Annotated in this window: 14 protein-coding genes and 1 pseudogene; 5 read left to right on the forward strand and 10 right to left on the reverse strand. The window is 45.1% G+C overall.

What is annotated here, in order from left to right:
* Nucleotides 1–37: 37 nt before the first annotated feature.
* The 3 genes from MAQ5080_RS08605 to MAQ5080_RS08615 all read left to right on the forward strand — a co-directional run bounded on the left by MAQ5080_RS08605 (nt 38) and on the right by MAQ5080_RS08615 (nt 3,311).
* Nucleotides 38–844, forward strand: coding sequence for a pyrroline-5-carboxylate reductase family protein (locus MAQ5080_RS08605; protein ID WP_067208580.1), 807 nt, complete (start codon nt 38–40; stop codon nt 842–844).
* Nucleotides 845–1,173: 329 nt separating this feature from the next.
* Nucleotides 1,174–1,917: a substrate-binding periplasmic protein gene (locus MAQ5080_RS08610; RefSeq protein WP_197464590.1), complete on the forward strand. Its 744-nt coding sequence runs from the start codon at nt 1,174–1,176 to the stop codon at nt 1,915–1,917.
* Between the two features lie 32 nt (nt 1,918–1,949).
* Nucleotides 1,950–3,311: a diguanylate cyclase domain-containing protein gene (locus MAQ5080_RS08615; RefSeq protein WP_067208572.1), complete on the forward strand. Its 1,362-nt coding sequence runs from the start codon at nt 1,950–1,952 to the stop codon at nt 3,309–3,311.
* 75 nt (nt 3,312–3,386) lie between these two features.
* Here MAQ5080_RS08615 and MAQ5080_RS08620 read toward each other — a convergent pair whose 3' ends face one another.
* From MAQ5080_RS08620 to MAQ5080_RS08630, 3 genes are all read right to left on the reverse strand, one after another.
* Nucleotides 3,387–3,725, reverse strand: a complete 339-nt coding sequence (locus MAQ5080_RS08620; protein ID WP_067208569.1) for a tRNA-binding protein — start codon at nt 3,723–3,725, stop codon at nt 3,387–3,389.
* A 104-nt stretch (nt 3,726–3,829) separates the two neighbouring features.
* Nucleotides 3,830–4,543, reverse strand: coding sequence for a helix-turn-helix domain-containing protein (locus MAQ5080_RS08625; protein ID WP_067208563.1), 714 nt, complete (start codon nt 4,541–4,543; stop codon nt 3,830–3,832).
* 306 nt (nt 4,544–4,849) lie between these two features.
* On the reverse strand, nt 4,850–5,263 hold the full coding sequence (locus MAQ5080_RS08630) for a helix-turn-helix domain-containing protein (protein ID WP_067208559.1): 414 nt from the start codon (nt 5,261–5,263) through the stop codon (nt 4,850–4,852).
* 220 nt (nt 5,264–5,483) lie between these two features.
* Here MAQ5080_RS08630 and MAQ5080_RS08635 point away from each other — a divergent pair, with 220 nt between their 5' ends.
* A complete protein-coding gene (locus tag MAQ5080_RS08635) occupies nt 5,484–6,629 on the forward strand; it encodes an EAL domain-containing protein (RefSeq protein WP_067208555.1) in 1,146 nt (381 codons plus the stop codon).
* A 36-nt stretch (nt 6,630–6,665) separates the two neighbouring features.
* Here the strand turns inward: MAQ5080_RS08635 and MAQ5080_RS08640 are convergent, their stop codons facing one another.
* The 4 genes from MAQ5080_RS08640 to MAQ5080_RS08655 form a co-directional block, all read right to left on the reverse strand.
* Nucleotides 6,666–7,247 (reverse strand): 3'-5' exonuclease, encoded by a 582-nt coding sequence (locus MAQ5080_RS08640; RefSeq protein WP_067208553.1) that lies wholly within the window; start codon nt 7,245–7,247, stop codon nt 6,666–6,668.
* A gap of 182 nt (nt 7,248–7,429) precedes the next feature.
* On the reverse strand, nt 7,430–8,890 hold the full coding sequence (locus tag MAQ5080_RS08645; protein WP_067208546.1) for a sulfotransferase: 1,461 nt from the start codon (nt 8,888–8,890) through the stop codon (nt 7,430–7,432).
* Nucleotides 8,887–9,111 carry a hypothetical protein gene (locus MAQ5080_RS08650; RefSeq protein ID WP_067208542.1) on the reverse strand — a complete coding sequence of 75 codons (225 nt, stop codon included), beginning with the start codon at nt 9,109–9,111 and terminating at the stop codon, nt 8,887–8,889. The genes MAQ5080_RS08645 and MAQ5080_RS08650 overlap by 4 nt, the downstream gene beginning before the upstream one ends.
* Nucleotides 9,112–9,212: 101 nt before the next feature.
* Nucleotides 9,213–10,577: an arylsulfotransferase family protein gene (locus tag MAQ5080_RS08655; RefSeq protein ID WP_067208539.1), complete on the reverse strand. Its 1,365-nt coding sequence runs from the start codon at nt 10,575–10,577 to the stop codon at nt 9,213–9,215.
* Nucleotides 10,578–10,944: 367 nt separating this feature from the next.
* Here MAQ5080_RS08655 and MAQ5080_RS08660 point away from each other — a divergent pair, with 367 nt between their 5' ends.
* On the forward strand, nt 10,945–11,799 hold the full coding sequence (locus MAQ5080_RS08660) for a PA4780 family RIO1-like protein kinase (RefSeq protein ID WP_067208536.1): 855 nt from the start codon (nt 10,945–10,947) through the stop codon (nt 11,797–11,799).
* Between the two features lie 33 nt (nt 11,800–11,832).
* Here MAQ5080_RS08660 and MAQ5080_RS08665 read toward each other — a convergent pair whose 3' ends face one another.
* The 3 genes and pseudogenes from MAQ5080_RS08665 to MAQ5080_RS17720 form a co-directional block, all read right to left on the reverse strand.
* Nucleotides 11,833–12,003: a DUF2442 domain-containing protein gene (locus MAQ5080_RS08665; RefSeq protein ID WP_197464589.1), complete on the reverse strand. Its 171-nt coding sequence runs from the start codon at nt 12,001–12,003 to the stop codon at nt 11,833–11,835.
* A 73-nt stretch (nt 12,004–12,076) separates the two neighbouring features.
* A complete protein-coding gene (locus MAQ5080_RS17670) occupies nt 12,077–12,232 on the reverse strand; it encodes a DUF4160 domain-containing protein (RefSeq protein WP_197464588.1) in 156 nt (51 codons plus the stop codon).
* Nucleotides 12,222–12,287, reverse strand: a pseudogene (locus MAQ5080_RS17720) (DUF4160 domain-containing protein); the annotation flags it as partial. The pseudogene MAQ5080_RS17720 and the gene MAQ5080_RS17670, both read right to left, overlap by 11 nt.
* Between the last annotated feature and the right edge of the window lie 402 nt (nt 12,288–12,689).

A 12,689-nucleotide genomic window follows, 5' to 3' on the forward strand; every position in this document is an offset into this window, starting at 1 on the left:
TCTGATTGTTCACCTTAGCAAGGAGTAAAGGGAAACCATGACAGCTACACAGCACACAACCATTGGCATTATTGGCGGTCTAGGTTGGCTTGGATCGGCACTCATGAATGCGGCCCTTGATCACCCGCCCCTAGAGCAAGTTCGCTTTGTTGTCTCTTCCCGACGCCCTGCCCCCCAAGGTCTACCTGAGCGTGTGTCTTTCACCCATGATAATCAGACCTTGGTGGATGCCAGTGATCTGATAGTACTGTCTATTCGCCCACAAGATTGGGCCGAGCTAGCGTTGGACATGACGGGCAAGACGCTCATTTCCTTTATGGCTGGTGTCCCTAGCAATGACTTACAGGCACGCCATACACCTAGCCACCTGATTCGCGCACTACCCAACGGAGCTTGCTCGGTAAAGCAATCCTATACCCCTTGGTATGCCAACAAAGAGCTGGATCCTGCGCTTGAATGCTTGATTCGCAATTTACTCGAAAGCTTTGGCTACCAAGACCGCTATGAAACCGAGGATCACATTGATGTCCTCACCGCCATTTCTGGCGCTGGGCCGGGCTACCCTGCTCTACTTGCTCAAGCACTAGAACAATCTGCCATCGGGCTGGGCCTGCCAGCAGACAAAGCTAGACGAGCGGTTAACGCGACTCTTAAAGGAAGCGGCCATCTGATTGAAGATCTGACCCAATCACCAGAGCAAACTGTCACCTTACTCGAGTCTTATCAAGGCACCACCGCGGCCGGACTCTCACAGATGAAAGCCTCTGGCTATACACAAATCGTTGAATCAGGTGTGCGTGCTGCTTACCAAAAAGCGCTGAATTTTCAGAGCAGCGAAGACTAGCTTGTGTACTTGGGGGCTGATGAAAATGCCGTAAAAAAGATCACCTAATTCTTTCAAGGAAACCGATAAGCTATTGTTTTATATACTTCTTTTTTATTTAAATCAAGATAAAACAGACTCCTTACAAGTACTATACATAAATTTACTCTAATAAAACTCCAGCTTCATTAGACTTATAAAAGAAACATGGTTGTACAATCACTCTTACTTATGCAATAAAGCTAATATAGTATTTAAACATTCTTACTGGAAAAATTATGCCGTCGCAAAATGGACCAACAAACCAAGCCCCAAAACCGCTCTCTTTGAGTCTGTTGTTAGTTAGCTTTATGGCTCTTGTTTCTACTTCCGCTTTTTCAGATACGTTAAGAATCGCCACCGACGAATGGTGCCCTTACGACTGTATCGCCAGTCAAAACCAAGGCAAAGTGGGTTACTTAGGAGACTTACTTGTTGAAACCTTGGAAGCAAGAGGACATAAAGTCGAGTTTGTTGAGGTGTCCTACTCTCGCGGGCTGCAGCTGGTTAGAGAAGGCAAACTTGATGGCACCATGGCCTGCTTTCGAGAAGAAGCCCCCGATTTTGTTTACCCAGACTTTGCCCTAGGTAAGAGCAACAGCACTTTCTTTAGTCATAAAGACTCGAACTGGCGCTACACAGGCAAAGAGTCACTTGAGCAAGCAGAGTTAATTGGCATTATTAAAGGGTATGACTACGTTGACCCCACTGTGATGGATTACTTAAATCAAACCCCTGACAACGTTCTGGCCATTACTGGTGAAAAGCCATTAGAAAGATTGCTGGAGATGCTGATCAATGGCCGCTTAACCGCAGTGATTGAAGACAAAAGCGTACTGGAATACAAAGCTCAGCAAATGGGCAAAGCCGATCAACTGAAAGTGTCAGGTATCACGGATGTGGTGATTGATGTCTACACTAGTTTTTCACCACAGAACCCTAACTCCGTTGAATATGCCCAAATAGTGTCCGAGGAAACGCTGAAAATGCGTGAAGATGGACGCTTACAAACACTACTAGATCGTTATGGTATTCAAGATTGGCAAGCTCAATAAACCGCCCACATAAAACAGCCAAGGCTTGTTAAATGCCATCTTTGTTAAAGCATTACCGTCGATCTATTGCTCTGCACCTACTGCTGGTGATCTTTGGCATCTATTTTTTAGTGGCCGTTCTGGTCACCGTGATACAGCTTTACAAAGAGTACGAAAACACCAAAAAAGAGTTTTATAATGAGATTCAAACCTTGCCATCCACCTTCGGTAAGGGCATCTCTGACTCGGTATGGACCTATAATCAAGAGCTACTGCAATCGATTCTACAGGGGATGTACAACCTACCCATCGTGGTCGGCGTCAAAGTCAGCTCGCTTGACCAAAAAATGGACTTTCAAATTGGCGCTGTATTGAATGAGCAGCACCAATTTGAATACTACGACTCTAAAGGCCGCCCCACAGAACAAACACTCACGGGGCTGGGCTCGCAAGCCCTTTTCGATCATGAGTTTCCCATTTATTACCAAGGGCCGGCATTTGATCAGAAAATTCCCTTAGGAACCGTCACGCTTTATTCAAATGACCAGCTGGTTTTTGAGCGATTAAAATATGGCTTCATTCTTATTTTAGTTAACTCAATTATCAAAACCTGTATGCTCTGGTTTATTATTTATTTCTTTATCAATAAATACCTTGGTAAACCGCTAAAAGAGTTCACGTTTAAGATTCACCAACAAGACACACACTCCCCCAAACCCATAGATTTGGCGATTAACTGGACCGATAAAAATGAATTACTCGTTCTGAAAGACAGTTATAACCAAATGATTCAGCGGGTCAATAACAACCAACTCGAATTGCTAAAGCTAAACCAAGAGCTAGATGAGAAGGTTAAAGCTCGAACTCAAGACCTAGAACTGGCCAAGGAAAACGCTGAGCTATTAGCCTACAGTGACCCACTTACTAAACTTAATAATCGCCGCGCATTTTTTGACTCTGGCAAGCAATCACTCAATCAGGCTGACACACAAAAGCATTCGCTTAGCTTGATTATGATTGACCTCGATAATTTTAAAAAACTTAACGACACCTATGGTCATGCTATGGGTGATAAGGTTTTGATCGCTTTTGCTGACATGCTAAAAAGCAGCCTTAGCTCAACCGATATCATCGGCCGTTTAGGTGGTGAAGAGTTTGCCGTGATTTTGCCGAATACTGGGGAAGAGAAAGCCCTCCAGATTGCCGAAATGCTCAGCCAAAAAGCCAGTCAAATTGAGCTAATACATGAACAGTCACTGGTTCACTTCACCGCCAGTATGGGAGTTGTTGTCAATCCACAGGGAAACGCAACGATAGACTCGCTACTGGCTCAAGCAGACAAGGCACTTTACTTTTCAAAGCGCCAGGGACGCAATCAAGTCACAGCCTATTCGAGCGTAGTCACCACGACATGAGGACGAAAGTCTTTGGCGTTAGCTAACCATCGTTCAGATGAAAAGAGCCCTCAAATTTTCATCTGTCCTAATGATTTAAGCCAGCTTAGAACCGTTCGGCAACGCCATATCAACGCTAGCAAGCACTACCGCGCCGTCTGGGCGATGCAAGCCGGTTACTAGGCATTCTGACATAAAAGGGCCAATCTGCTTGGCTGGGAAGTTCACCACCGCTAACACCTGTTTGCCCAGTAAGTCTTCTTTTGCATACAGATCTGTAATCTGGGCACTGGATTTCTTCACACCTAACTCAGAACCAAAATCGACTTTTAATCTATAAGCTGGTCGGCGCGCTTCTGGGAAGTCTTCTACTTCAACAATCGTCCCCACGCGCATATCGACCTTTTGGAAGTCACTCCACTCTATATGATTCATTTTCTACCTTATTGAAAGCGTTTACAGGGTAGAAAGCATAAAGGGGAACACACCTGCTGTTTTTGCCGAAAAGACGCAATACTTGTTTGAATGGACGATTTCAATCAGGCCTGAGAAAAGGCTCTGGGGGATAGACCTACATGCTTGGTAAAGCGTCGACTAAACGCAGACAGATCACTGTACCCCACTCGCTCAGCAATCAGCTGAACCGGCAGATCCGTATGGGTGAGTAAGGCTTTGGCTTTTTCCATACGTTGTGCAGTGATGTATTGATGAGCGCTGATATGAAGATTGTCTTTGAAAAGCTTCTTAAATTGCGTCGGACTTAAACAAGCGACATTGGCTAACTCTGTAATCGTCAGACACTGATCCAGTTGATCTGATATCAACGATTGCACCGCTCGGATACGAGGATCAACCGAGACCGACAACTCTTGCTGAGCCAGTAGCAAGCTGAAGACATTGGCCATAGCATCTTCCATCTCACCATTTACTTGGGACGCCAGCTGCTTCTCGGCAAAATGAACAAAGCTCAGCAACGCCGACGTCACCGAAAACACGACAATATTTTCGTCGAGTAAAGCAGTCGGTAGCTCAGCCATATCCGCAACGATAAAACGGGAGGCTTCATCGGCATGAAATGCATGAGTGACACCTTTACGGATCACCAGACAGCTCCCAACTGACACTTTGCCATTAAGCCCCTCCATATCCATATGAATGTTGCCTTGAATAGGAAACACCAGCTGACTGAAGTCAGCATGCATATGACTATTCATACGTTTGGTGTAGGTGCGAATACTGAGATTAGCTTTCATATTGGCTGCGATTGTTAAAAGAGTCAGTGATGGGAAATTAGTCCCAATTTGCCATGAAAGCAAATCGTCCCGCCACCCTTCCAATCTTGAGTTCATCGGTGATGAAACTGTGTCCAAGCACTTGCATCTTAACAGTGCGTTCAGCGCGCTTGCGTGTACAGGTGTTATTCAAGGTAGTTAGCTTTGTACGGAGAAGACTAATCATTCTAGCGCTAGAGAAAGCCGCTAAGCCATTCTCTAAGTAAGTCTATGGAGAAAGGGATTGTGGATCAGATGAATAAAATTTCATCTGATCCAATGCTTTATTTATAGGACGCCTTCTGTGTCATTATCAAATGACAATTGCCACTGATGAAGTGCTTTTAGCTGATCACGCAGTAAGGCTTGATTGCTTGTCGTAAGCTCATTATAAAGTTTCAACACCATCCGCGAGCCAGCACACAAATCCAAGATGTCGTGTTGATCGTGCCAAGTCTTTTCATTGTTATGCTCTAAGAAACTTGGGACCTCTGATTCCGGCTGTTCGCAGGCCGCATAAAGCACAGATGGCGTTGTGCCTAACGCTTGAGAGATCTTTTGCAACACCTTTTGCGAAGGCTGTCTCAGCCCTTGCTCAATACGTGAGACATTACTGGTGGCGATGTCAGCCTCCAGTGCGATCTGCTCTTGGGTCATTTTGCGTTGTTTACGCAAGGTTTTAATAACATAGCCAATATTCATAGCGAGATTATCCGTATTTTTTTGCCTAAACGGCAAAACCAATAGGGCAAATTAATCGCAAATCTATTGCCAATAGGGCAATTACAACTAGGCAAATTCCTTGACATTTATTGCCTAAAAGGCAATATTTGCAAGTAAATGCCTTGTTTGTATCGTTCAAACGAAGATCGCAAGTTCTTGTAAAACTTCAGCAAACAGTAAAAATTTGGCGAATATTTGGATGTATAGCGATAAAATTGATTTTGAGGCTGATAGGGAAATGTTACAAGAAACGAAAGGATGCTTTATTGTATTAGATCGTAATGATCGTTTGGTTTTTTGTAACGAGGCATTAAATGCCACCTATTTAGAAACTTTTAAACACTACTCTCTGACTCCAGAAAGTTTTTGGCTAAAGAAAGAGCAGCGGGGGTTTGATCTTAGCGAGTTTCATAACTTTGTCGGACAGGAGATTGAGCTTCTATACAAGAGTAAACTCAACGGCTTTACCGATATCACTCTAACCGTTGAAAAACTAGAAATAACCAGCCAAACGTTTTTAGCCGTCAGACAGGTTAACCCTCCCCTAATAGCAACAAACACCCCACTAAAATCCTCAGAACTTCTTATAGATCAATTAGTAAGCGACATACAAGCAGGAAAGATCTCTGTTTACTACCAGCCACAAATCAATGCACGTACGGGCGAACTGTACGGTATTGAAGCCCTCTCTAGATGGGATAGAGGTCAAGATACTCCGATCAGCCCTGATATATTTGTGGCTCTAGCAGAAGAGTTTAACTTTATCGCTGAACTGGATATTTGGGTGCTCGACCAAGTTTGCCAACAGTTAACAACATGGACAGAAAAAGGCATAGACATCCCTATGACTTCGGTTAATTTTTCGCCCATGAGCCTTAACAACCAAAATACTCACCAAAGAATAATAGACACATTAGTAAAAAATAATATTCCTCCAGATCGGATTATTATCGAGATCACAGAAGGCAAGAAGATTGACTATTGTGATCACATAATTTCTTCAATATTTTATTTAAGCTCTATGGGAATTAAGTTTTCTCTCGATGACTTTGGCATTGGCTATTCAAACTTTAAAAGGCTCACCAGCCTTCCTGTCTCGCAACTAAAACTCGATCGATCTTTTGTTTTACCTTTGCCTAATAAAGCCTATATAGAAATTTGTCTTTCTACATTATCAATTGGTAAGAAACTCGGATTATCCGTGGTTGCAGAAGGAGTAGAAAATACGGATCAACTTGAAATACTTGAAGACCTTGGCTGCCAAGTATTTCAGGGGTACCTTTTCTCTAAGCCCTTACCAGAAGCTGAGTTTGAGAACTGGTTTTACCACAACCACAAGTTCTAAGATCGATACGGCCCTGGCAATATCACTATAAAGATCTTAAAGGCCTTTGATCTTATGTTGAATACAAATGGCCGAATGGGCGTCGTTGGCCGCATAAAGTGTTTGGCTTTCACTCAGCGGATAAGCGCCCCAATTGGATTTTTGCGCCCCCTTGCCCAGCCGAGCCTGCAACACCATCGCCACGCCCGCTCTGGCGCCGATGTCATTCTTTTCGCCCGCTAAACGCTTCAAAGTCTTAGCCAAATCTTCCGTGTTGACAATGCTAATGCCAAGCTTGCCTCTTAATTCACGATTATCGTCTTTCAAACCAAAGCCCACTTTTTGAATCTGCGGATTGGATAGGATTTCCGCCACGGCCGCCAGTGCCACAGGAAATCGTGTCGGGAATAAAAAGCCCTGAGTCACCGTCGCCAGCTGGATCAAGGTGGGCCCTGGGCTCACCTCACCCTTGCGGAAAATCGGTTTACTTTCCGTGTCATAGCCGACGCTCACTTGCTGATGCAACACAGCTAGCGCTTGGGCCGCATCATCCTCGTTCTCAATCACCAAAATATCGTCCAAGGCTAAGCCTTGATAGGTTGGCAATTGATTAATCTGTTCTTTCGTTGGGCGTTGCATCGCTTTGCTCTTTTCTTATATCGCTCGATAAGGCCCATTGTTTACTCGAATTGCGTTGTCTTGTCGAGCAAGGATCACTTGTGCTGAGCCATAATGGACAGAACACAGCTGCTTGTTAACAGTGCAATAGCTGGATTAATTAGCGGTGGGAAGAAAGTTTTGCGGACAGTCGTATTAAATTGTTATCTGCCCCCAATGATTCCTTTTCCTGCCAACTCGCTGTAAAGAGCGTCTGCTTCCGCCAGCAACCTTGACGAAAAGACCGACCTATCGGTCTCATCTGACTCACTTCGGAAATAGCGAGTGAAGTCTTGCTCGTCACTGTCGAGCCCCAATTTGGCCAGCAGTTGATGCATGCAAGGGGTAGCACTGGAGCGCAATTCATCTTGTAAGACAATATGACAAAAGTCCGCACAGGCAAGCACCTCGCGAAACGCAGCAATCCAATAGGCCAACCAATAATCTGGAGAATCTGGACTGTATGCGGTGCTATCAAACCCCTCGAAGGCGATGGGTGTATGCAGTAAACCGAATTCAAGATGTCCGATATCCCGCATGTAGCGGCGTACAAAATCGTCATTCGAATGCTGTTCCATAAAATTCTGATGCTGACGCAAAAGTGATGCTGCATGGGGCGCAGGTCTTCGAATAGGCACGACTATTTGAGCGCAGGGAAAGGTCTTTCGAATCACACGCAGCCGAGCAATGTTGAGGTTGTTCTTGGAGAGGTAGTGAGCATTGATCCGCCCACGCAGGTAAGGCACCTTTTGAAAACACATCTGTAAGCGAGAGGCCCCTTCGCCCTGCAGATCGTCTTCCTGCCAGATGCTGATGCGACCCTCGTCATATTTCTCAGGCCAATAAAGTTTCCAATACACCTCATCAAAGGCCTCGGGGCTATCAAGGTCAATCTCTAATCCATCACCATGAGCCCTCTCCTTTCGTGCCACTTGCCCTCTAAAGGGCCCCCCTAAGCGGTTCCATAGATAGGGAGCTGTTATAAACGGCATATCGCGATAAGTATGGCTTGCAACCGAGGGTAATTCACACAAAGCATTGAGTAAGGCGGTTGTGCCACCTCGTGCCAATGACGTAATAAAGATTGGCGGGCGATATTCAATATTGCGATGAAATAGGCGAAAAGCAGCGTCATCCACCCGAGCGGCTAATCTTTGTAGTGTTGGGCTGGCAAACGCCATCATATGTAGGATGCGCTCACCCGTGCTGTAGGATAACTCGTTATTGAGTTTGTCTGCGTCAGGCCATTGACGCCCTAGTAACCAAACGGCCGTAATGACTGCCAAGCTGACTAAGATTATGTAGTCGGGGCGCAACATAAGATCAATGGTCTCGCCTTCGCTCGCGATATGAAGCCAATCAGCGAGATAAATAATCGCATAGGTGAAGAAGAAACACAGAGCAAAGCGCCAACAGATTGACCACGCCCCGATTAATAAGGCAATACCAGCACGGCGAACAGCTATCTCCTTATCCTCGTCCGTCATTTGCGCATCCATCATCGTAGCAATGCCGTGATAGGCGTTCTGCGAAACGTTGCGAGCCGTTTGCCCAATCCTAGTAATGTATAAACCGAATGCAAAGATTCCGACGGCGATGACCGAAACTAGAAACTCGGCGGTCATTGATCGTTACTCTTAGGTTCATCTTTTACTTCGGTTTGCCGTTGCTTCTTCAAGATACGCTTCAGTGGGTACCATAGGAAACCAACAAGCAGCAGGAGTATCCCTAATGCGACCGCGAAGAAAGTGGCGATAGCCCCCAGCCCAGCACCAGGCCCAATGTAAGCAAGGGCGGATGTTGGCGCTAGCATTAAAACAATTATATAAAACTGGATCTTTCTCATATCGCGCCTCTTTAATATCAGCAGTGTAATAAAAGCTTTGCGACTGCAGTATCAGGTTAAACCAATCGACTTAATCCATTAACACTTACCTGTTTCTGTTTTTACTGTTCGCAGTTACGCAACTCTTCTTGAAAATAATTGGCCTGATAAATAACAGCATTTGTTATCTCACCAATGTAGTCATCATCAACTTTATTAACATATTCCCAAACAATATTTTTTTCAGAGTCCACTTCAAGCACACGGCCAGCATCGAATTCTGTAATCAAAATATGATTATTGTTGAGTAACTCATGCTGCCCACGTATCACTGACAGCATTTCTTGCCCGGGCTGTTCCCCAAAAAGCACCTCTGTTTCTCGGCTAATAGGATCGACAGCCATAATATTTGTTGAAAATTCACTGTCTAAATCTGTTTGCCTATTCACATAGGCCGTTTGATACACATTGTTATTAAAAATAGAAATCCTTCCGTCCGCCATAAACTCTGGATCATGTTGTCTTATCCAGGGGCCAGTTTGATACCACTTTATTTTTTTACTAACAGGGTCAATTACAAAAACCAAATTCAGCCTCTTAACCGATACCGCGAGATCTCCTGCGGAAAATAATGGAAAGTCATCCGCTAAATCGGACGGAAGTTCTGCGACTTTATTAGCATGTACTAACTCGCTGTCTAGTACTGCTCTGGAAGAGAAAAGCAGCCCATTGGCCGTCATTAATGATTCAAGGTTGTTTTCCATCAGCAATGCTGGGATTGATATGGTTTCAAGTATGTCACCGTCTTCCGCGATCCGAATGATGGTGTCCTCAAGGATCACTCTATCGTTTCCTGGGCTAGTGAATGGCGGAAAGCGATCCGGCTCCTCTTTGGCGTTCCATTTAAGGCGACTTAACCCCCAATATCCTCCAGCTTCTGCTGGCACTATCGAGTGGTGTGTTGGTTGGTTTACCGTCCACATTACTTGTCCGCATTGGTTGAGTTTTACACTGCCACAATACTCATAATTGAAAACTACTTCTCCTTTTGGCGTTAAATGAACGCCATGTGTATCAGTATATAGAGGAGATAACATATTACAGGTGCGGCTATCTTCATGTGGAAAATGCTTTAAGTAGTCCAGTGACCATTTTTTAACAATCGTACCATCGCGTTTAATTAGACGTATTTGGTTTTCATCATCAAAAAAACCTGACATTAATATGTAGGCATTATCCTCTGGGAGTAAATTGACCGTCACACCACCGCCTTGCCCACGGGATGGTTGCATATGCTCATAACGCGGATCCCTAGTAATATCGCCGGAAGAAACTAAATTCATTGCCATTCTAAGTTGAGGGAGAGGAAATAAGTCACTTCCATAAGAGATCAAACCGTAGACAAATCCCCCTAATACTAAAATAATGATTCTAGACAGCGTGAACAGCAGTTTAGGAAGCTGGCTGATATCAAAAAACTTTCGCATTATATTTCCTTTTTCTAGTTTATATTTCTAACTCCTAGAATAAGACTTGCCCAACCGTCACATCCGTCTGAATGCGTTTTCTAAATGGATTGTCCGTCAAGTAATACGATTTTTCTTATCTGAGCTCCACTCTGTGAAGAAGCGGTAACTCTTGAAAAGATAGGTGCTGATAGGGGTTCTGTCTAGTAATCGTAGCGATCGTGTCTGTGTGGGGGTTAGGCCTTTGAAGTAGATCAAAGCAGCTCGCTGTCCAGATTAGCTGGCCGAAAGAGCATCGCCTGCGCTAACGCTTGTATATTCTACCGAGGCATCCGATACTCTGGCATTGAACGCATATGTGCCAATCCCCTCAATCACAAGGAAATTCATGAAAACCCCAAAGAGGCTACAACCCCTTATTGAAGACGGCTTAATCGATGACGTGCTCAGCCAACTGATGAGCGGTAAAGAAGCAACCGTCTACATGGTCCGTTGTGGGTCCGATATTCGCTGCGCCAAGGTCTATAAGGACGTCGATAAACGCAGCTTCAAACAAGCGGTGCAATATCGTGAAGGCCGCAAGGTGCGTAATAGTCGTCAAGCTCGCGCCATGGAAAAAGGCTCGAAATACGGTCGTGAAGAGCAAGAAGCCCTATGGCATAACGCCGAGGTCGATGCGCTCTACAAACTGGCCCAAGCCGATGTCCGTGTACCCAAGCCTTATGGCTGCATTGATGGGGTACTGCTGATGGAACTGATCACCGACGCAGACGGCGATGTAGCACCGCGCCTAAACGATATCAAACTCACCCAAGAAGAAGCACTCGCCCATCACACGCAAATCATTCGCGATGTAGTGCGCATGCTCTGCGCTGGCCTCGTGCACGGGGATTTATCTGAATTTAACGTTCTAGTCGATCAAGATGGTCCCGTGATCATTGACCTACCGCAAGCGGTGGATGCCGTCGCTAATAACCACGCTGAATGGATGCTAGAACGCGATATCAACAATATGCGCGATTACTACGGCCAATTCGCACCCGAGCTTCTCACCACAAAATACGCCAAAGAAATTTGGGCGATCTATGAGTCGGGTAAACTTACCCCTGATACCGAATTAACTGGTCACTTTGATGAGCCGACTGAATCGGCTGATGTGGATGCGGTGTTGGTGGAGATTCAAGAAGCATTTGAAGAAGAGCAAGAGAGATTGGCGCGGATGGGAAGTGTTGAGGAAGAATGAGCCCTATTGCTTCTGGACTCGATGATTTAGAGCCTAATGATTAGGCTCTAAATGCTCTTTTAAAAACTCTGGCGCTAAATCCGCACCGTTTGACCAAACCACCGTTTCCAACTCAGGATCGACAGTAAACGACTTAAACTGATCGAGCTCTTGGAGCGGCTCAAAGATAGGGCCTTTTAGAAGGTTTGATAGATTCACCACCATCAGAGCCGTCGTCGAAGGACACCCAGATACGGTAGTCAGATACGTATTTTGCGTCTATTACATGCAGCATAACTTACTCCAATGGGGCAATGTTTATCAAAGGCTGCCCCGATCTCGCACGCTCCCAGTTTTCCTCAAGTTCGTGGCGATGTAAAGAGATCCACTCTTGCACAAACGATTCAGCACGCTTGGGTAGTTGGCCTTCTAACAAACTGCCATCAAAAACCAAATAGAGCTTCCATACCTGCATATTTGGTATGGAAATGAGGCGGATTATGATCATTAAACTACATTGCGATGATTATTCCATAAAATCGACTAATGATTGGCATAGGGCCCTCCTTAACCCAATAATTGAGAAACTATAATGCCTAGCGATTGGGTTAGGGGAATTGACAGTGATCATATGAAGGCAAGCAACGTGGGCTTGATTGGTTTTGCTTGGGGTATATCGAGGGTCAGATGAAGATTAGTTTTCATCTGAGCCCAATTGTTTAAGCCTGATAGTTAAGAAGCAACTAACGCCCGGGTCAGCGGACCGCGAAGCCGCAGGCTTCGTCAGGGCGCGAGCATACTTTGAAGAACTAGCTTCAAACCTGCCAAAACCTGTATTGTAGCGCTTATTAGTTCATCAAACAGGCTTCATTCCGTGACTCTTATCGAACATCTATCTGTCATCAAAGAAA

Source organism: Marinomonas aquimarina (genome assembly GCF_900089755.1).
Lineage (GTDB): Bacteria > Pseudomonadota > Gammaproteobacteria > Pseudomonadales > Marinomonadaceae > Marinomonas > Marinomonas aquimarina.